Here is a 19,899-nt window from a genome sequence, read left to right on the forward strand (position 1 = left end):
ATTTCCAATTCTTAAGATTCCTTCCTAAATTTCAACCACCATTTTGCCGGTATTTTTTCCTTCAAAAAGGTCTAAAAATGCCTGCGGTGTTTCATCGAAACCTTTTACAATAGTTTCATCGTATTTAAGTTTCCCTTCATTTAACCATCCTGCCAATTCTTTAATAGAACTTTTAAACTCATCAAAATGATTACGCACTAAAAAGCCCTGCATTAAAGCACTCTTTTTGATCATAATGCCTTCAAGCCTTGGGCCGGTTGGCACTCCTTTTTCATTATAAATAGAAATCGCACCACAATTAATAATTCGGGCAAAACGATTAATATTCATCATAACTGCGTCCAGGGTTTCACCACCTACATTATCGAAATATACATCTACACCATCGGGACAATTTTTCTCAATGGCTTTTTGCATATTTTCAGTGGTCTTATAATTGATGCCTTCATCGTAACCGAATTTCTCCTTTATATGATCAATCTTTTCATCACTTCCTGCAATTCCAACAACCCTGCAGCCTTTAATTTTTCCAATTTGTCCGGCTACACTTCCCACAGCACCGGCGGCCCCGGAAACAACAAGAGTTTCTCCTTTTTCCGGTTTTCCAATATGTTTTAGCGCTAAATGAGCGGTTAGCCCGGTTAAACCTAAAATACCGAGGTAGGCACTTGGTTTGGCCAGGTTAGTGTCAATTTTATTCAAATTCTCACCCGTGTGGGTTTGAAAAAGCTCCCACTTCAACATTCCGCTTACGACATCTTCAGTCTTAAAATCTTTGTTGTTGCTTTCTATAACTTCAGCAACCAACATAGATTCTATGGGTTTGTTTAATTCAAAAGGAGGAATATAGGATTCTTCATCGCGCATTCTTCCGCGTAAATATGGATCTACGGAAATATATTTCGTCTTTAATAGAATTTCTCCATCTTTTGGAGAAGGTTTTTCAATTTCGGTAATTTCAAAATCTGAAAGTGCTGGTTTTCCTTTTGGTCGGTTTTTAAATAGTATGCTCTTATTCATCTTAAATCAGTTTTTTGATTATTAACCATTTTTTTAACCTACTAAATTGATATACAGAAATATAAAAAAATGTGTGTATAGGTTAAAAATTTCGGTCCATGTTTAAATTACTGCGAAGATCAGAACCCTGCAACTCACAACTATTAATTTAAACTTAAAATCTTAATCTATAAAAAGGCTAAAATAGATTTTTTATTAACTATCTGGGAGTAAGCCTAAAATGCCTGAATAGCCAAAATAATATTTGAAATAAACCCTGGATTATTTAAATCTCGATTATCGAGTAAATGTTATCATTTCTTAAAGGAGTGATAGATAATCTATAATACACCGTAACTTTGCCAATCTAAAAGCATAAGATTTGCCCAATATCATCCCTAATTACTGGCAGGAATTCCTGAAATACTTAAGAAGTACCGACTTTTCTAAAGCTATGGTTCTTACCGTGGCGATAGGTTTGCCGGTAGGTACTTTTATTTGGTTGGGGAATTTTGAAATAGGTACTGTCCTGGCGATGGGAGCCTTGTTAAGTTCGCCCAGTGATATCCCCGGAAGTTTTAGACACCGTAATATTGGAGTAATTATAGCAGCTTTGCTAGCAGGAGTTGTTTCTGTAATTATGGCTTATGCTTCGGCATACCTCTGGCTGGTTTTACCACTTTTAGGCTTTTTAATGTTTGGAATAGCCTATTTGGCTGTTTATGGTTTTAGAGCTTCTCTGGTTGCATTTGCTGGTTTATTTGCCATTGTACTGAGTTTTGCGAATATTTCTACTGAAATTCTTCCCTGGGAGAGAGGCCTTCTTATTACAGGTGGCGGGTTATTTTACTTACTCTTAAGTAATCTTTGGACTTTAATAAATCCGAAACATCATACCGAACAACTTTTAGCCGAATGCCTGGAGCTCACTGCTCAATACTTAAAAACAAGGGCACATTTGCTAACCGAAACCGATGATAGAGAAAGGCTTCAAAAAGAATTATTTCTACTGCAAAGCGATCTAAACGAGAAACATGAAAGTCTTAGAAATTTATTGATTAGCGCCAGAAGAGCTTCCGGAAATTCCAATTATGCCCGTAAAAGATTGCTGATTTTTATAGAACTGGTAGATATTTTAGAATTGGCGATGGCCAATCCGGTAGATTATAAGAAGATGGACGAAGTTCTGGGGGAAGACCGGGAATTATTGGAACGCTTTAAAAAACTGATTAAAAAGATCGCTTTTCAGCTGGATGAAATTTCTATAGTTATTGAAAAGAAAAAAGAATCTTCCTCTAAAGAAATTCGGGAATATTTAAAAGGAATAGAAGAAAACTTTAAAGAAGTTCGGGTGCTTATTTCTTCAGAAAATTCCGAAAAGACATTTTTGTTCCAAAACTTATTTGATTATTTAGAAAAACAGGGACAAAAAATCAATACCATAGTGAGGGTTCTACATAATTTAGATACCCGGGAACCTATGTTATTAAAAAACAAGGAAGTTTCCCAGTTCATTACTCCGCAGGATTATGATCCAAAACTACTGCTAGAAAACTTTAATTTTGGATCTCCAATTTTTAAACATTCCCTAAGGCTTGCTATAGTGGTTTTAGTAGGTTTTAGCATAGGCTTATATTTTTCATTTGAAAACGCCTATTGGATTATTCTTACCATTGTAGTGATTATGCGGCCTAATTACGGACTTACAAAAGATCGCTCTAAACAGCGAATTTTAGGAACCTTAATAGGTGCGGTAATTGCCCTTGGAATTGTGTTTGTAATTAAAAATCAGGTAGTCTATGGTATTTTAGGACTGTTTTCACTAACCCTGGCTTTTTCATTGTTACAACGGAATTATAGAACAGCGGCGGTTTTTATTACCTTGAGTATTATTTTTATTTATTCGCTCTTAAAACCGGATGTTTTTAATGTAATTCAGTTTAGGGTTATAGATACAGTTTTGGGTGCCGGTTTGGCTGCCCTGGGAAATCTTCTTCTTTGGCCCGCCTGGGAGTCACAACATATTAAAAGTGTGATTCAGGAAAGTATTAGTGCAAATAAAAAGTACCTGAAAGAAATTGATAATTTTTACCATGAAAAAGGAACTTTACCAACGTCTTATAAACTTTCCAGGAAAAAAGCATTTTTGGAAATGGGGAATTTAAGTGCTTCTTTTCAAAGAATGACGCAGGAGCCCAAATTCAAGCAAAAAGAATTGGGCCAACTTTATAAAATTGTAGGTTTAAATCAAACCTTCCTTTCTGCCTTGGCCTCTTTAGGGACTTTTATTCAAAACCATAAAACTACGGCTGCTTCTAAAAATTTCGAGATTTTTGTTTCTCATATTTGTACAAATCTTGAAAATGCTAAAAAAGGTTTGGAAGAAACTCAGGAGCTAAAAAACCTTGATCGTGCCAGAACAGAAAAGGCAGCTTCAGCCTTGCTTAAAACCTATAAAGAGTTACTGGCAGAAAGGGAAAGTCAATTAAAAGAAAAGTCGGAAAAAGATCAAAAAGACGTACAATTAAAATTACAGGAAGCCCAATTGGTAAGCAGCCAGGTACAATGGTTATTAGAAATTTCAGAAAATCTTCAAAAAACTATAGCGAAAACAAAATTCAGCTAAATGAGTAAACGCCAATTAAAAAAATACCTGCAAGAATTAGACAAAGAACAGTTGGAGGAACAAATTGTAGACCTTTATGAGCGTTTTAAGCCGGTAAAAGTTTTTTATGATTTCGTTTTTAATCCAAGAGAAGAAGAACTAATACGGAAGTCTAAATTAAAGATTTCCAAGGAGTATTTTCCTGAAACCAGGCGGAAACCAAAAGCCCGTAGATCTATAGCCCAAAAGGAAATAAAACATTTTCAGCAACTTGGCGTAGAAGCGCATTTAACTGCAGATCTTATGCTTTTTAATATTGAAATTACGCAAACCTTTGCTGAGGAAAAAAGCAATTTAAAAGAAGCTTTTTGTAAAAGTATGTTTAAATCGTTTGAAGAAGCCGTCAGGTTTATTCTGAAAGAAGGAATTTTAGCAGAATTTAAACTCAGAATTCTCAAAATTGCCGCTGAAGCCGAAAGTCAAAACTGGCCTAATGCCTATCAGTTTGAGAAAATTGAAATGCAGTTTCAATAACCCCTGTAATTGTGTATTTTTGAGAAGATGAAACCTGCGAAATATCAGGCACAACAATTAGCAGCTTAAAAAGCGGTAATTATTAGCTAGTGGTTTATTTTCATTATAAAGTAGATTTTAAAAGCTGATGAAAGTTTATCCTCTTGTTTTGCTAATGTTTTTATGTACCTCAGGTTATGCCCAGTTAGGCTTCTGTGAAGGCAGCAAAGGCGATCCCATTTTTCATGAAGATTTTGAATCTGCTACAGAACTACCTTCCGGTACTACCAATTATATTTATGTAAATCAGGATCCGCAAGATGGAGCATATACGGTTTCCAGTCAAATTGGGAATAATATTACCACCTGGCATTCCAGTTTACCTCCCACAACGGTTTCTAACCGTAATGCTTTAATTGTAAACGCTTCCTATACGTCCGGACTTTTTTACCAAACAGAGATTACGGGACTTTGCGAGAATACCTCTTATGAATTCTCTGCGTTTTTAATGAATATCTATGATCGTTCCAGTATGGGGTGTGAAAATGGAGGAATTCCTATTAATGTACGTTTTGAGATCTGGGACGAAACCGATTCCAATTTATTAAAAGAAGGCAATACCGGAGATATTCCCTCACTAAATTCTCCTAAATGGGAACAATATGCACTTACTTTTCAAACCAAAGTAGGGCAGGAGGCCGTAATTCTAAAAATGTATAATAATGGAGTTGGTGGCTGCGGAAACGATTTGGCCATAGATGATATAATTTTTAGGTCTTGCGGCGACTTTACTATCGTTACTTCAGAAAATGGTAATAACCGATTAGATGTTTGTGCCGAAGAAGCCCCGGTAAATCTTAGCCTTGAAGCTACTCCAGATTTTTCGGTATATAATACGCACGCCTATCAGTGGCAGGAGAGTAGTGATAATGAAAACTGGACTGACATTGCAGGTGAAACCGATGAGAAATATAATACGCCTTCTTTAAATAATACCAGGTTTTATAGAGTTAAAGTGGCTGAAGATCCTGTGAATCTAAACACTAATTTATGCAGCTCTGTTTCTGAGATTTTTACAGTAAATATTCTAAAAACCCCTAATCCGCCCGAAAGCGACGGCAATGTTAGTATTTGTAGCGATGATGAAATACCTGAATTAAATGTTGAAATTGAAGAAAATGAAACGGCTAATTGGTATGATGAAAATAATAACCTGATCGCCGAAAATACTACTTCCTATTTACCAAAAACACAGGGAATATATTATGTTCAAGCTATAAATAAAGGTTTTGACTGCCAGCCCAGTTCACGAACAGCTATAAATTTTACTATTAATGAAAGTCCGCAGGTGGAAGATGAAGTTTTGCAACTTTGTGATGGCGGAAACCTTATTCTTGATGCCGGTTTAACCGGACTTACTTATAAATGGTCTACCGGTGAGACTGCCGAAGAAATTGAAATAAATACGCCTGGGGGTTTTAGCGTTATTCTCACCACTCCCGAAGGCTGCTCTACTACAAAGAATTTTGAAATAAACCGGGTAGACATTGCGAAAATAGAACGTGTGAATTCCGATTTGGATAATATTATTATTACACCGGCTAACAAAGGCGATTTTGAATATTCTTTAGACGGAAATTCTTATCAAACATCCAATATATTCACTGCTGTTTCCGGTGGAATTTATACCATATATATGCGAGACCTTTCAGGTTGTAATATCGTTACAACGGAATTTCCTCATATTGTTATTCCTAAATTTATTACGCCAAATGCAGATGGTTATAATGATACTTTCAGCATCAACGGACTAGAATACTTTCCTTCTTCAGAAATAAGAATTTTTGACCGCTATGGAAAATTATTAAAATCGGGTGCCGGGGAAACTTTTAAATGGAATGGTACTTTAAATGGTCGCGCTCTTCCTTCTAACGACTATTGGTATCATATTATAATTGAAGGTTTTAAAACCCTTAAAGGTTCTTTTAGTTTAAAGCGCTGAAACTTTCGTAACATTCTTTATTCGTTGTGAGTTAAGGCTAATTAATAGCATTGCAGCAAATAAGAGAAGAATAATAGTGCTAAAATCGAAATTACCATCAATCATAAAACCAACCAGCAAAGGACCCAAGGCGGTACTAATTACCATAAACATGGTAAACACACTTCGTATAGCGCCCATTTTTTCAGTACCATAGATCTCGGCGATAAGAGAGGTTTTTACCGTGCCAGACATTCCTGTGGTAATTCCTGCAGTAATTAAAAACAGAAGTGCTCCAATGATGCTATTCATTAAAGCAAAAGGGATTAAGCCCAGGGTCATTGGGATTAGATAAAGTCTGAACATTTTTTTCGCAGTAAATTTATCAACCCAGGTTCCACCTAGTAGCGAAAATAAAAATCTTGAGATTGCATAAACCGTGAAAAATGTAGCGTAAAGTTGTGGTGACCAGCCTTTATCTTCCACAAAAACATATTGATAAAAGAAGATAGCCGTGTTGGTGAAACTCAGGATAAAACTGGCAGGCATCATAATGCCAAATCGCCTATCGAAAACTACACTTTTATAATCTTTTAAAAGCGACCAGGTAGAGGGTTTTCCTTCAGCAGAAAGTTGTTTGTCAAAATCTATGAGATTGGTGAATTTTAATCTAATCAGGTATAATAGTAAAGCAACACCGCTCACAATAGCCGCAATTCTCCAATCAAAAAAAGCTATTATTGAGGTGATAATAATTGGGAAAATAGCCTCTCCCATAGAATACCCCAATGAAGAAATACTAAGTGCTTTTCCGCGGTTTTTATCAAAATACTTAGAGATAATGGTCATACTTATATGGCTCATTAGTCCCTGCCCGCATAACCTAAGCCCCATTAATGCAACAAAAAGTACCGCAACGTGATAGGAAAGTCCGAGTAAAATACTTGATAATCCCAGGCTTAAGACAGTAAAAGCAGTCACTTTTTTTACCGGTTTATGGTCTACCGTATGGCCAACACTAAGCATAATTATTGAAGCCGCTACGGTGCAACCGGCATATATTGCCCCAAAGGTTCCTTCGGTAATAGCAAAAGCTTTAACAATTTCAGGAACATAAAGGGAAATAAGAAAGGTTTGACCAAAACTGGAGAGGAAAGTGAGCAACCATCCAAAACTAACTTTCTTAAAGTTTCCGCGTAAAAAGTAAAAATATTCCTTCAAAATGCTTTTTTAAATCTTTTTTAAAAAGCAGCAAAGGTAAGCTTACAAGCAAACAATTTACAAGCCTAAGCCATTATATTCTATATTTAGATTGATTCCTATAAAATTTAAAATTTCTTGTTGTAACTTTTTGATTATTCTTAATCGCTAAAATTACTATATGTAAAAAAACATCTTACAGATAGTTAAATTAATTTCAGTTTGATTATTTATTTCTTATAAATACTAAGCTATTAGAAATTATATAAGCTCATTGAAAGCATTTATAATAAATTAGCTACAATTTGACTTGCTATTGTTTACATTTGAAATAAAACAAAGGGTATCATTCCAAAATTGCATTATTAAATGAGTCAGAGTGAGATTATAGAGCAAATAAAGACACAGAAAAATTTACCTAATTTAAAATTCAGTATAAAGGAAAAAACTGAAGCTTTTACCAATAACCTATTTTACACGTTATTTGATGAAGAAACACCTGTAAAAGAAAATATTAAAAAGCTGGGAGAAGATTTTGAAGAACTTGCAGACTTGGTATGTTGGCAACCAGATACGCCTTGTAGAGATATTTGGCAGAAGTATTTAGATCTATTACCTGGAATTTTAAAAAAACTCCATAAAGATGCCAGGGCTATTTCAGAAAATGATCCAGCAGCCAATTCTATAGAGGAAGTTATTCTTTCTTATCCCGGTTTTTTTGCGATTGCTATTTATCGTTTTAGTCATGAATTTTATAAATTCGGACTTCCACTTGTGCCGCGTTTAATGGCCGAGTGTGCTCATGCCCTTACCGGAACCGATATTAATCCCGGGGCGCATATTGGTACTCCATTTTTTATAGATCACGCGACAGGAGTGGTAATAGGAGAAACGGCAGTGATAGAAGATAACGTGAAAATCTACCAGGGAGTAACTCTTGGGGCGCTTTACGTAGATCGCAATTTGAAAGATGTAAAAAGACACCCTACCATAGAAAAGAATGTTACAATTTATGCTAACGCCACCATTCTAGGTGGGGAAACAATTATTGGAGCCAACAGTATTATTGGTGGAAACGTTTGGTTAACGGCTTCTGTACCTAAAAACTCTATGGTTTCACATACCCCTCAAATCAATATAAAAAATACGATTAAGTAATGAATAATTCCATATTAGACCTCATAGGAAACACACCTTTGGTAAAAGCCCAAACTCTGATTAAAAATCCAAAAGTTGAACTTTATTTTAAGCTGGAAGGTCAAAATCCGGGAGGAAGTGTAAAAGACCGTGCAGCTTATAATATGATTAAAAATGCATTAGATAGAGGAAATATTACCAAGGATACCAAACTTATTGAAGCAACAAGCGGGAATACCGGAATAGCCCTGGCTATGGTAGCCAGAATTTTTAAGCTGGATATTGAATTGGTAATGCCCGAAAATTCTACCATAGAACGTGTGCAAACTATGCGTGCCTACGGTGCTAAAGTTACACTTACCAATGCTGATGGAGGCATTGAAGGTGCCCGTGATTATGCGGAAGAAAAAATGGCCGGTGGTGATTATTTTATGATCAACCAGTTTAGTAATGATGATAACTGGCAGGCTCATTATCATACTACAGGACCTGAGATTTGGAACGATACCAGGCATAAAATATCGCATTTTGTATCTTCTATGGGAACCACCGGAACAATTATGGGAACTTCTACTTACTTGAAGGAAAAGAATAATGAAATTCAAATTGTAGGAGTGCAACCAACCGATAATTCAAGAATCCCCGGGATTAGAAAATGGCCCGAAGCCTATTTACCTAAAATTTTTAAACCTAAAAAAGTAGATCGTATACTGGAAGTTAGCGAAGAGGAAGCTATTGCAATGACTAAAAAGCTTGCCGAAGATGAAGGTATTTTTGCCGGGATGAGTAGTGGAGGTGCTGCAGCTGCAGCGGTAAGGTTATGTGAAGAATTAGAGGAAGGTATGGTTGTAAGTATAGTTTGCGATCGGGGAGATCGGTATTTATCATCTAATATTTTTGATTAAAAAAATTCTCCGGAAGTTGATTTGTACAGCTTCCGGAGTAAATAGAAAAAACCTATTTTAGTCTAGAGTAGCAACTGCAACTCCTGTGGCATCTCTGCTAATATTCATCTTTACATTCTTTCTATTTTTACCATTTTCAAGTTTTACTTTATAAAATTCCTTGTCAATAGTCCATCCAGATTTTGAGTAAGCTAAATGTTTGGTTCCTATAATTCTATAGCCTTCATTAGCTCTTAAAACTTTTACAATTGTCTTATTAGGCAGATTAACATCTATAAAGCGCTGATTACTGGAAATTACTTCACCATCCTTATCATAATTTACAATAAGTTTACCTTTATTGGTAAGAAAGCTTACAACATATTTATTATAACCTTTATTTTGATTGGCTTCAATAAAATCTTCAATACTAAAATTTTCTTTAGCATATCTTAAGGGATTAGCGTGAAATTGCCCAACATAATCTTCACTAACCTGAAATGTTAGCACATTTGAAGTCTCATCAATTTCTAAAGATTTAGGATTAAATTCCATCTTTAATTCGTCTAGCTTAATTATACCTTGCCCATAAACCATTCCCACAATCGTAAAGCATAATAAGCTTAAGATTAACTTTTTCATAATATTTTTATTTAGAGATTAATAAACAATTATAAATCAAAGATAATCTTCCATTACTCCAGGTAAAACTACTTAAGTAGCACTAATATAGGGTTTAACGATTTTTAACTAATCCTTTTATTTATTCATTAGTTGCTTTTTTTAGCAATAAGGGAAGGTTTATAACTTCCATTTTTTTTCTACTAATTTTAAGTATTCCTTCTTTTTTAAAATCCTGAAAATGTCTATTTACTACGGCTCGGGTAGATCCTATTAAATTGGCTATTTCTTCATTAGAAAGATCATTTATATACTCCAATTTTTGAGATTTATGATTTAGATTCTCTAGAATAAGCCTGGCCAGGCGCGCCGGAATTTCAAAAAAAGTATGATTAACAGCATAATCTTCTACACGCAAAAGTTGCTTTCCTATATAACTTAACAATCTTTCATTAAGCTTAGGGTAGGTCTTTAACCATTTTCGCATGGTGAAAGTTGCAGTAGACAACATTTTTACCTCTTCTAATGATTCATAATAAATTTTATGGTTACAGCCATCTACCAAAGAAATTACATCAAAGAAATCATTTTTAGTAAGGAGAAAAAGCGTAAACTCCCGGCCCGTTTCTTTATCGGTTTGGAATACCTTTAAACGTCCTGAAATTATTATATGAAATTTATGTTTTAAGTTCTCGCAGTTGCTGCACGTGTGTGCAGGCCAGATTTCTTCAACGAAGTTTGATGCAATTTCCGACAGGATGTTTTGTTCAAAATCTTTGAAAAGAATATTATTGCTTATGGTATTATAACCAATTCCGTTTACTCCTCCTTTTAGCTTCATAATCAAATAGTTTCAAAAAAATGAGACCTACCAGAGGGAGCGAAAATGAAGCTTAAATTTAATCATTTTTGAGATGCTTATTCGTATTTCTATCCTAAATATTTCTTTAAACCTAAGAAATCAGCTATTTTTGCAAACTTGCAGATTTGAACAAAAATTATGGCGGTGGAAACCTTTGGAATAGAAAATAAAAAAGTTGATAAGGAACTTTATGACTATCAGCAAAAAGATATAGACAAAATCTTTAGTGTGATAAGTGAGCATCCTGAGCATTATAACTTGCTTTACCAGTTGCCCACAGGTGGTGGTAAAACAGTTATATTCTCGCAAATGGTTCGGGAATATATTCAGCGCACTCAAAAGAAAGTCCTTATTCTTACCCATAGGATAGAGTTGTGTAAACAAACCTCTAATATGTTAGATGGTTTTGGGGTACGCAACAAGATTATAAATTCTAAGGTAAAAGAATTACCAGATCAGGAAGACTACATGTGCTTTGTAGCTATGGTAGAAACCCTGAATAATCGTTTACATGACGAGAAACTGGAAATTAAGGATATTGGTTTGGTGATTATAGATGAGGCCCATTATAATTCATTTAGAAAATTATTCAAATTTTTTGAAAAGTGCTTTATCCTTGGTGTAACAGCAACACCACTTAGTTCTAATATTAAGTTACCTATGAAAGATAATTACCGCGAACTAATTGTTGGTGATTCTATAGGCTCACTTATTGAAAAAGGCTTTTTAGCCCGCGCAAATACTTTTAGTTACAATGTAGGCCTTACTAGTTTAAAAGTTGGAATGAATGGAGATTATACCGTAAAATCTTCCGAAGAATTGTATTCCAATATCTCCATGCAGGAAAAGCTGCTTAATGCCTATTATGAACGTTCTCGCGGAAAAAAAACATTAATATTTAATAACGGTATCAATACTTCTATAGAAGTATATGAAACTTTTAGAAATGCGGGTATACCTATTCGGCATTTAGATAATACCACGAGTAAACAGGATAGAAAAGATATTTTAAAATGGTTTAAGAATACGCCTGATGCTATTGTAACTTCGGTAAGTATTCTTACCACCGGTTTTGATGAACCTACGGTAGACACCATTGTATTAAACAGAGCTACAAAATCACTAACCCTTTATTTCCAAATGATTGGTAGGGGATCCAGGGTACTCCCCGGGAAATCTGAATTTAACGTGATAGATTTGGGTAATAACCTTGCACGATTTGGAGAATGGAGTGCACCGGTAGACTGGAAGCAAATTTTTAGAGCTCCAGATTTCTATTTTGAAAACTTATTGAGTGATGAAGAAATAGAACGGGAATTTAAATATGTGATGCCTCCAGAAATTAGAGAACAATTTTCTAATACCGAAAATGTAGATTTTGATGTAGAAGAGGCTTACGATGTGGTTATTAAGAAAGGATTAAAATCTAAAGCGGTTTTAGAATGGTCTATGGAACAACATGTAAAAATGTGTGTAGAGAATTCTGAAGATGTTTTTGATGCCCGAATCCTGGCCAAAGAACTTAAAGACGATATTTCTTCAAGAATTAAGCAATATTCCTATTGTATTAGTAAAAGCACCAAAAATTATCGCGATTGGCTGGAAGAAGATTATTCCAGAAAGCTAAGAATGGCGATCAATAAGGAATTCTAGAAAGAATCTATTTTAAATTTATTGAACCGGTGCAATTATAAAATTCACCGGTTTTTTTATTTGTAATCACTGTTGATTTTCCTTGAATTAAAGAATGTTTGAAAAATTTAGAAAATCGTCATTCTGAACTTGTTTTCAGAATCTAAGGATTTAGATAATTAAATACATGGTAGAAGCTGAAATGAGTTTAGCTTGATGGAAGTTAGATTTTTCAAACATGCTCCTTTAATTTTTGTCTTTCCCGCCAAAAAGGCGCTTAAAGAAACCTTTCTTTTCCTTTTTTTCCTTCTTTTCCTGCTTTTCAGGTTTATCTTTATCACCGCCACCAAATAAGCGTTTAAAAAAACCATCTCTCTTTTCGGGATCGCAATCCATCATTTCTTTAATCTCTGAAGAAACCGGTGTAAACTTCGCTTTTGTAATTTCATTAAAACTAGCATCACTATTCATTTTTTGCATAAGTTTTGCAAAAACCGGTAGAGCAGAGTTTGCACCCTGTCCAATATAAGTGTTTCTAAACCCAATTCTATGATCGTCGGCCCCAACCCAGGTGACTGCAAGTAGGTTAGGAGTAATACCTACAAACCAACCATCTTTATTATTTTGGGTGGTTCCGGTTTTTCCGGCAATATCATTTCTTAAACCATAGGTTGTTCTTAACCTGGTAGCGGTACCTTCGTTTACCGTAGCCTTCATCATCTCTATCATTATTTTCCGGTTGTTTTCAGAAATAGAGCGTTCTTCTGAAATTTCAGGTTTAAATTCGGCTAAAACATTACCCTGGTCATCTTTAATTTTTGAAATATAAAAAGCCCTACTTGTCTTTCCTCCATTTACAAATGGGGTATAGGCCTCCGTCAATTCAGCTAAACTTAAAGAAGCTGTTCCCAGGGCTATTGACGGTACTTTGGGGAGCTCTGAATTAATGCCCATAGCTTTAGCCTGGTTTACCACATTCTCAATTCCGGTTTCCATAAGCACTTTTACCGCAATAGTGTTCATAGATTTACTTAAGGCTTCCTTTAAGTTGTAATTTATATGAGGGTCGTCTTCATCGCCCCCCGAATTAGAAGGGGTCCAGCCATTAGCGTAGCTCACTTCCCTGTCCGAAAAATAGGTACAGGGTTCTATCCCATTCTCAAGAGCTGCAGTATAAACAAAAGGCTTAAAAGTAGAACCTACCTGGCGTTTACTTTGTGAGACATGATCGTATTTAAAATATTTAAAATCTATCCCACCAACCCAGGCTTGCACCGCTCCGGTTTGCGGAGTTACCGCTAACATTCCGGCATTTAAAAATTTTAAATAATGGGCAACACTGTCTTTGGTACTTATATTTTTTGTTTCAACTTTATCATAATCAAATATTTCTGTAGACTGTTTTCTATTTAGGATCTCCAGAATTTCGTTTTCACTTTTGCCTTTTTTGGCCAAATTTTTCCAGGCTGAAGTTCTCTTAAGGGCATCTTTTATAATTTGCTGGTTGGTTAACCAGGGCGCAGCCTTTCCCCAGGCTGCTTCGTGCTGTTTTTGTAAATCCCGCAAATGCTCTTTTAAGGCTTCTTCAGCCAGGCTTTGCATCTTATAATTTAGGGTAGTATGTATGCTTAGACCGTCTCTATAAATATTGAATTTTTTGCCGTCTTTATTTTTAAGGGTATCCAGGATTTTACTCAAATCCTTTCTTATCTGTGCCCTAAAATATGGAGCTAAACCTTTATCGTGACTGTAATTCTTATAATTAAGGACTAATGCTTTTTGTTTTGCTTCCTTAACTTCAGCTTCCGTTAAATAACCATATTTTCCCATTTGCTCCAAAACAACATCTCTTCGCAGACGACTTCTTTCAGGAAATATTCTTGGATTATAAGAATGGGAAGCTTTTAAAGTGCCTACCAAAACTGCAGCTTCTTCAAGACTGATCTCTGAAGTATGCTTTCCGAAGAATTTCATAGAAGCACTCTCTATACCGTAGGTATTATCACTAAAAGGCACAGTATTGAAATAAAGCCTTAGAATCTCTTCTTTTGAATATACATCTTCCAGCCTATTGGCGATAATTACCTCCTGAAATTTATTCACAACAATGCCAAACGGGCCATAGTCTTTTCTGCCGTATATATTTTTAGCTAACTGAAGGCTAATAGTGCTGCCGCCACCGGCTGAGTCGTCCTGAAGTAAAATAGATTTAAAAAACACTCTTAAAAGGCTGCGATTATCTATACCATTATGTTCAAAAAAACGAACGTCTTCAGTAGCGATAAGCGCGTCAATTAAGTGTTTAGGAAATTCCTGGTAAGTAATTGGCTGCCTGTCATCAACATAAAATTTTCCTATAAGTTCTCCATTATTAGCTAGAACCTGGGTAGCCCTATTTTGTTTGAGTTCTTTTAATTCGGTTGAGGAGGGGAGTTCGCCCCAGGCTCCAAAATAAATACTGGCAAAAAACAATATAAATATGGTAAAAAGGCTTGCCAGTACTATTAAAGCCCATTTTAATTTGGGATTTCGTTTAATCTTGTTCAGCATAGTAGATTTAATTGCTGCAAATAAACAAATACCATCCAAAAAGAATTATATATTTAAAGATTTTTTATGTTTTTAAAGTTCAGATTTTCAGGGAAATTCCTATTTAAGATTTAAAAAAAGCCGGTCACAAACTAAATTGTGCCGGCTAAGTTTTATTAAGTTTCATGTAGGCTTAATTTTAGATCAATTTATAGGTTGATGGTTTAAGCACCAATTGTTTCTGGTGAAATTTTCCTGAAATTTACTACTCGGTTTCTTAGCATATAATTGGCCTTCCCTGGCACTTCCAAAATTTCGGTTTATATATTCGTGAATTTTCATGATTTTTTATGTTTTAATAACGACGTTTAGTATCCCAATTGCTACGCTTGTTGGATTTTATTTGATTCAAAAATGGACGGTTGGGCTGTAAGGTTTTCATAATTTCTAGTTTTAAAGGTTTATTTTAAATAGCGTCTTTTGCTGCTCCAGTTTTTCTTGGTACTATTTTTTTCCTGGTTAAAGAATGGTCTATTAATAGTTTCAAAAGTTTTCATGATTTCTGGTTTTTAAAGGTTTATTTTAAATAGCGTCTTTTGCTACTCCAGTTTTTCTTGGTACTGTTCTTTTCCTGGTTAAAGAATGGTCTACTAATGGTTTCAAAAGTTTTCATAATTTCTAAAATTTAAAGGTTATATCTAATAGACTACCAAGAAACTTGTTTGTTACAGTACTATGTTATAAATAGTACTAAATTAACTTATCTTTAACAATTCTAAGGGGTTTTGAATGCTTTGCAAGCATTCTCTTAAGCTATTTTTTGAACTAGTCTGTTAATAATATTTAATTATACAGGCAAACATTGAGAATAAACCTATTTTAGAAAATAACTATAGGATGCTTATGAAAATGAATAGAATTATTATTGGGATTATAGCAGCAATTTTTATTGTAGCCGGACTTATTTACTGGGTTTTTAAAGATAACAGCTATATCTCTTTTGATGATGATAATAAAACCTATGTTATTGAAAAGAAATGGGAATTGCCGTCTGTGCTTGATGAGATTTCAGGTATGAGTTACTTGGGAAATAATGAAATGGCCTGTATTCAAGATGAAGATGGGATTATCTTTATTTTTAATTTAAAAACTTCAAAGGTTACTTCCAGAATTGAGTTTGGTAAACCCGGAGATTATGAAGGGCTTGCGGTGTTAGAAAATATCGCTTATGTGCTGCGTAGTGATGGTGAAATTTTTGAAATTAAAGATTTTAGAAGTGAACAACCTGTTATTGATACTTATCAGATTTCTGGATTGGATATAAATGAAGTAGAAAGCCTGGAAATAGATGCAAAAAGCAATCGATTATTAATCGCAGTTAAAGAGTATAATAACCGAAAAGCTACTAAAGGTATATATGCATTTGATCTAGCCAAAAAAAGTATACAAAAAGAGCGTTTTATCACGCTAGATGGCAGTGATAAAATTTATAAGGATTTAGTAGGAGGGAAGTCTTCCCAAATTATTAGGCCGTCAGCTATTAGATTTCATCCTGGTACGGGTGAATTATATGTTCTAGAGGGAAACCAGCCTAAATTGATCATTTTAGATGAGGAAGGTAATGAGGAAAAAATACATATATTAAATACCGAAACTTTCCCTCAACCTGAAGCCTTAGATTTTGATGAGAAAGACCGTTTGTACATTTCAAATGAGAGCCGAAGGCAACCTGCAAATATTTTAAGAGTTAAACTAAAAACCCAATAAATTTTATGGCTGATTCTGTAGAAACAACTTCAGTGAAGAAAAGTAAAGCACCCTTAATTGTATCTGGAATAATTATAACCTCTCTTGTGGCAGCTTATTTTTTTATTCCCGGGGTGCAAGGTTTTTTTACTGAAGCCTGGGATGTATTAACCAGTAATGATGAAGAAAAAATCAGTAATTGGGTTTCAGAATTTGGTTGGTTGGGTCCAACAGTTCTTATTTTGGCCATGGTAGCTCAAATGTTTTTAATTGTAATTCCATCGGTAGCACTTATGGTTGTATCTATTTTAGCCTATGGACCTTTTTTTGGCAGCCTAATCATTTTTGCTGCAATCTTCTCAGCATCTAGTGTGGGGTATTTTATAGGTCGTTATTTTGGTCCTGTGATCGTGGAGAAATTAATTGGACCTAAAAATAAAAATAAGATTGAAGATTTTATTGAAGATTATGGGTTTTGGGCGGTGATTGTAACCAGGATAAATCCATTCCTATCCAACGATGCTATTAGCTTTGTAGGTGGAATTCTCAAAATGGGATACTGGCGCTTTATAGGTGCCACCCTGGTAGGGATTGCGCCACTTACTATTTTTATTGCCATTATTGGAAAAAGTACCAGTGGTTTAAAAACAGGACTCCTATGGGGATCCATTGTAAGTTTATTAATTTTTATTTTATACGTTTGGTGGGATAGAAATAAACGGAAAAAAGAGGAGTAATAAGTAATTCTCGAAAATCATAAATTATTTATTCCCTTCAAATTAAGTAATTTAATTTCTATCACTTATCTTTGTAGAAGTTTAAGCGGTATCCTTATAGGGATTCTTTACTTTCTTTGAAGATAAATGGCTATTGGAGCCTTATCACTACCAGTAATCTCTTCAGGTAATTCCAAGCTTACTCACCTAATTATTAATTAAACATAACGAATGGGCAAATCGCAGCAGACATTCAGTAAGACTGAAAAAGAAAAAAAGAAAATAAAAAAAAGGAAAGAAAAAGAGCTTAAGAAGCAGGAGCGCAAAGAAAACTCTAATAAAGGAGGTAACTTTGAAGATATGATCGCTTATGTAGATGCTGATGGAAATCTTACCGATACTCCGCCGGATCCTTCACAGAAAGTTGAAGTTGAAGCCGAAAGTATAGAAATTGGTATTCCGAAAAAAGAAGACATGCCGGAAGAAGATCCAGTGAGAAAAGGAAAAGTTTCCTTTTTTGATCATTCTAAAGGTTTTGGATTTATTATTGATTCAGAAAACAACGAAAAATATTTTGTTCACGTTACCGGATTGATCGATGAAATCGATGAAAACGACAAGGTAAGCTTTGAACTGGAAAGAGGCATGAAAGGTATGAATGCTGTACGTGTAAAACAACAGTAGACCTCTTACCCCATATAAGGTTCGGTAATATGTTATTGCTGAACCTTTTTTTCTCATTACGTGAGAATTAAAAGTAAACTGGCTTCAGAGTTAGTTCTAAATTATTTTCAAATACTTACTGGTATCTTACCTCAAAGAAAATTGCTTTATCGCTTAAGCAGGCGCATTCCTATTAAGTAGATTTAAGCCTATATTATTCTCATATACATGCAAACTAAGAATTTACAGGAAATCCTGCAAAAATTGGAGATTTCCCAGCTTAATGCTATGCAGCAAGAAGCTTATTCCGCAATTATTGAAAACCAAAATACGGTTTTACTATCTCCAACCGGATCTGGAAAAACCCTCGCATTTTTATTGCCTTTATTAGAAAGTTTAGATCCAGATTTAGCAGAAGTACAGGCCGTAATTTTAGTGCCCTCAAGAGAACTTGCTATTCAAATTGAGCAGGTTACCAGGGAAATGGGAGCAGGATTTAAAGCAAATGCGGTATATGGCGGCAGGGCTTTTTCTAAAGATAAAATAGAATTACAACATGCCCCGGCAATATTAATTGGTACTCCGGGAAGAATTGCAGATCATTTTAGAAGGGAAACTTTTGCTGCAAAACATATAAAAACTCTTGTTTTAGATGAATTTGATAAATCTTTGGAGGTAGGTTTTGAAAATGAAATGAGAGAAATTATAAGTGCACTTACCAGTTTAGAAAAACGAATTCTTACTTCTGCAACACAAAATATTGAAATTCCTGCTTTTGTTGGTCTTAAAAATGGGAAGCACATTAATTATTTAAAGGGGGAGCAAGCCTCTTTAGAAGTTAAGACCATTGAAGTAAACCCTAAAAAGAAATTGGAAAGCCTGGTTAATTTGCTTTCAGGGAAAGCTAAAGGTTCAGGAATTATCTTTTGTAATTTTAAAGATACTATTGCTGAAGTAAGTGACTTTTTAAACAAACACCAAATTGAGCATGGTATATTTTCGGGCGGAATGGAGCAGAAAGACAGGGAAAGATCACTTATTAAATTTAGAAATGGTACCCATAGGTTACTTATCGCCACAGATCTTGCTGCAAGAGGCATAGATGTACCCGAAATAAATTTTATAATACATTATCAATTACCTTTTAAAGCATCAGAATTTACCCATAGAAACGGGCGTACCGCAAGAATGCATAAAGAAGGTATTGCCTATGTGCTTTCAGATAGGAAAAAGCTTCCGGATTTTATTAAAACCAATGATTATAAAATTAAGGATTCCAGTGTGAATACCGAGACGGTTGAAAAAATCACCCTCTTTATTTCTGGAGGAAGAAAAGATAAAATTTCAAAAGGGGATATCGCCGGACTTTTCCTAAAACAGGGAAATCTTGAAAAAGAAGAACTGGGGCTTATTGAACTTAAACAAGACTGTGCTTTTGTAGCCGTTCCACAGAAAAAAGCAGAAGAAATTATTGGATTGCTTAATAACTCTAAGCTAAAGAAGAAAAAGGTAAGAGTTAGATATGTCTAGTAACGAGCTTATTGTCTTTCTATTTTTAATATATCCGTGACTAATTTTTTCATGAAAAACCAACAACAGAATAATCCACTTCATGGCGTAAAACTTGCCGATATTCTTGAGTTTCTGGTTAATCGTTATGGTTGGGCCGAAATGGGCAAAAAGATAAATATTAAATGCTTTAATCAAGATCCCTCCATTAAATCAAGCTTAAAATTCTTAAGAAAAACTCCCTGGGCCAGGACTAAGGTAGAGCAATTGTATCTGGACTCACTTTAAAGTGGTACTAAATG

At 34.8% G+C, this 19,899-nt stretch carries 17 protein-coding genes; 11 read left to right on the top strand and 6 right to left on the bottom strand.

All coding sequences use genetic code 11. The features are described from left to right. Window positions 1-24: 24 nt before the first annotated feature. Window positions 25-1,020 (bottom strand): NADP-dependent oxidoreductase, encoded by a 996-nt coding sequence (locus tag B5X51_RS00925; RefSeq protein WP_079718990.1) that lies wholly within the window; start codon window positions 1,018-1,020, stop codon window positions 25-27. 361 nt (window positions 1,021-1,381) lie between these two features. On the opposite strand from B5X51_RS00925, the gene B5X51_RS00930 reads away from it, so the two are divergent. From B5X51_RS00930 to B5X51_RS00940, 3 genes are all read left to right on the top strand, one after another. After that, window positions 1,382-3,625: an FUSC family membrane protein gene (locus B5X51_RS00930; protein WP_245828683.1), complete on the top strand. Its 2,244-nt coding sequence runs from the start codon at window positions 1,382-1,384 to the stop codon at window positions 3,623-3,625. After that, the gene (locus B5X51_RS00935) at window positions 3,626-4,138 is read left to right on the top strand and encodes a DUF6155 family protein (protein WP_079718991.1); all 513 of its coding nucleotides are present in this window, start codon (window positions 3,626-3,628) and stop codon (window positions 4,136-4,138) included. It abuts the gene before it with no gap. A gap of 127 nt (window positions 4,139-4,265) precedes the next feature. After that, window positions 4,266-6,119, top strand: a complete 1,854-nt coding sequence (locus B5X51_RS00940; RefSeq protein ID WP_079718992.1) for a T9SS type B sorting domain-containing protein — start codon at window positions 4,266-4,268, stop codon at window positions 6,117-6,119. Here the strand turns inward: B5X51_RS00940 and B5X51_RS00945 are convergent. After that, on the bottom strand, window positions 6,108-7,319 hold the full coding sequence (locus tag B5X51_RS00945) for an MFS transporter (protein WP_079718993.1): 1,212 nt from the start codon (window positions 7,317-7,319) through the stop codon (window positions 6,108-6,110). The genes B5X51_RS00940 and B5X51_RS00945 overlap by 12 nt on opposite strands. A gap of 348 nt (window positions 7,320-7,667) precedes the next feature. On the opposite strand from B5X51_RS00945, the gene epsC reads away from it, so the two are divergent. After that, window positions 7,668-8,456 (top strand): serine O-acetyltransferase EpsC, encoded by a 789-nt coding sequence (gene epsC / locus B5X51_RS00950; RefSeq protein ID WP_079718994.1) that lies wholly within the window; start codon window positions 7,668-7,670, stop codon window positions 8,454-8,456. Further along, a complete protein-coding gene (gene cysM / locus B5X51_RS00955; RefSeq protein WP_079718995.1) occupies window positions 8,456-9,340 on the top strand; it encodes a cysteine synthase CysM in 885 nt (294 codons plus the stop codon). Before epsC ends, cysM begins: the two co-directional genes overlap by 1 nt. Before the next feature lie 57 nt (window positions 9,341-9,397). Here the strand turns inward: cysM and B5X51_RS00960 are convergent, their stop codons facing one another. Then, window positions 9,398-9,961, bottom strand: coding sequence for a hypothetical protein (locus B5X51_RS00960; RefSeq protein ID WP_079718996.1), 564 nt, complete (start codon window positions 9,959-9,961; stop codon window positions 9,398-9,400). 121 nt (window positions 9,962-10,082) lie between these two features. Continuing rightward, window positions 10,083-10,781, bottom strand: a complete 699-nt coding sequence (locus B5X51_RS00965; RefSeq protein ID WP_079718997.1) for a Crp/Fnr family transcriptional regulator — start codon at window positions 10,779-10,781, stop codon at window positions 10,083-10,085. 159 nt (window positions 10,782-10,940) lie between these two features. Between B5X51_RS00965 and B5X51_RS00970 the strand changes: the two genes are divergently transcribed. Further along, the gene (locus B5X51_RS00970) at window positions 10,941-12,455 is read left to right on the top strand and encodes a DEAD/DEAH box helicase (RefSeq protein WP_079718998.1); all 1,515 of its coding nucleotides are present in this window, start codon (window positions 10,941-10,943) and stop codon (window positions 12,453-12,455) included. A 225-nt stretch (window positions 12,456-12,680) separates the two neighbouring features. Here the strand turns inward: B5X51_RS00970 and B5X51_RS00975 are convergent, their stop codons facing one another. Continuing rightward, entirely contained in the window at window positions 12,681-14,984 is a 2,304-nt protein-coding gene (locus B5X51_RS00975; RefSeq protein WP_079719653.1) for a penicillin-binding protein 1A, read from the bottom strand. A 183-nt stretch (window positions 14,985-15,167) separates the two neighbouring features. Beyond that, on the bottom strand, window positions 15,168-15,305 hold the full coding sequence (locus B5X51_RS15870) for a hypothetical protein (protein WP_176132707.1): 138 nt from the start codon (window positions 15,303-15,305) through the stop codon (window positions 15,168-15,170). 561 nt (window positions 15,306-15,866) lie between these two features. Here B5X51_RS15870 and B5X51_RS00980 point away from each other — a divergent pair. The 5 genes from B5X51_RS00980 to B5X51_RS01000 all read left to right on the top strand — a co-directional run bounded on the left by B5X51_RS00980 (window position 15,867) and on the right by B5X51_RS01000 (window position 19,885). Next, window positions 15,867-16,730 (top strand): SdiA-regulated domain-containing protein, encoded by an 864-nt coding sequence (locus B5X51_RS00980; RefSeq protein ID WP_176132708.1) that lies wholly within the window; start codon window positions 15,867-15,869, stop codon window positions 16,728-16,730. 5 nt (window positions 16,731-16,735) lie between these two features. After that, window positions 16,736-17,446: a TVP38/TMEM64 family protein gene (locus tag B5X51_RS00985; RefSeq protein ID WP_079719000.1), complete on the top strand. Its 711-nt coding sequence runs from the start codon at window positions 16,736-16,738 to the stop codon at window positions 17,444-17,446. 210 nt (window positions 17,447-17,656) lie between these two features. Further along, window positions 17,657-18,109 (top strand): cold-shock protein, encoded by a 453-nt coding sequence (locus B5X51_RS00990; protein WP_079719001.1) that lies wholly within the window; start codon window positions 17,657-17,659, stop codon window positions 18,107-18,109. 207 nt (window positions 18,110-18,316) lie between these two features. Then, a complete protein-coding gene (locus B5X51_RS00995; protein ID WP_079719002.1) occupies window positions 18,317-19,618 on the top strand; it encodes a DEAD/DEAH box helicase in 1,302 nt (433 codons plus the stop codon). A gap of 51 nt (window positions 19,619-19,669) precedes the next feature. Continuing rightward, window positions 19,670-19,885, top strand: a complete 216-nt coding sequence (locus B5X51_RS01000) for a VF530 family protein (protein ID WP_079719003.1) — start codon at window positions 19,670-19,672, stop codon at window positions 19,883-19,885. The last annotated feature ends 14 nt before the right edge of the window (window positions 19,886-19,899 follow it).

The sequence above is a fragment of the Salegentibacter holothuriorum genome, from assembly GCF_900168045.1.
Classification (GTDB): domain Bacteria; phylum Bacteroidota; class Bacteroidia; order Flavobacteriales; family Flavobacteriaceae; genus Salegentibacter; species Salegentibacter holothuriorum.

Bases quoted from the DNA above. Each gene is read 5' to 3' on its own strand.
- B5X51_RS00925 (WP_079718990.1), bottom strand. From the start codon at position 1,020: ATGAATAAGAGCATACTATTTAAAAACCGACCAAAAGGAAAACCAGCA.
- B5X51_RS00935 (WP_079718991.1), top strand. From the start codon at position 3,626: ATGAGTAAACGCCAATTAAAAAAATACCTGCAAGAATTAGACAAAGAA.
- B5X51_RS00940 (WP_079718992.1), top strand. From the start codon at position 4,266: ATGAAAGTTTATCCTCTTGTTTTGCTAATGTTTTTATGTACCTCAGGT.
- epsC (WP_079718994.1), top strand. From the start codon at position 7,668: ATGAGTCAGAGTGAGATTATAGAGCAAATAAAGACACAGAAAAATTTA.
- cysM (WP_079718995.1), top strand. From the start codon at position 8,456: ATGAATAATTCCATATTAGACCTCATAGGAAACACACCTTTGGTAAAA.
- B5X51_RS00960 (WP_079718996.1), bottom strand. From the start codon at position 9,961: ATGAAAAAGTTAATCTTAAGCTTATTATGCTTTACGATTGTGGGAATG.
- B5X51_RS00965 (WP_079718997.1), bottom strand. From the start codon at position 10,781: ATGAAGCTAAAAGGAGGAGTAAACGGAATTGGTTATAATACCATAAGC.
- B5X51_RS00970 (WP_079718998.1), top strand. From the start codon at position 10,941: ATGGCGGTGGAAACCTTTGGAATAGAAAATAAAAAAGTTGATAAGGAA.
- B5X51_RS00975 (WP_079719653.1), bottom strand. From the start codon at position 14,984: ATGCTGAACAAGATTAAACGAAATCCCAAATTAAAATGGGCTTTAATA.
- B5X51_RS15870 (WP_176132707.1), bottom strand. From the start codon at position 15,305: ATGAAAATTCACGAATATATAAACCGAAATTTTGGAAGTGCCAGGGAA.
- B5X51_RS00980 (WP_176132708.1), top strand. From the start codon at position 15,867: ATGAAAATGAATAGAATTATTATTGGGATTATAGCAGCAATTTTTATT.
- B5X51_RS00985 (WP_079719000.1), top strand. From the start codon at position 16,736: ATGGCTGATTCTGTAGAAACAACTTCAGTGAAGAAAAGTAAAGCACCC.
- B5X51_RS00990 (WP_079719001.1), top strand. From the start codon at position 17,657: ATGGGCAAATCGCAGCAGACATTCAGTAAGACTGAAAAAGAAAAAAAG.
- B5X51_RS00995 (WP_079719002.1), top strand. From the start codon at position 18,317: ATGCAAACTAAGAATTTACAGGAAATCCTGCAAAAATTGGAGATTTCC.
- B5X51_RS01000 (WP_079719003.1), top strand. From the start codon at position 19,670: ATGAAAAACCAACAACAGAATAATCCACTTCATGGCGTAAAACTTGCC.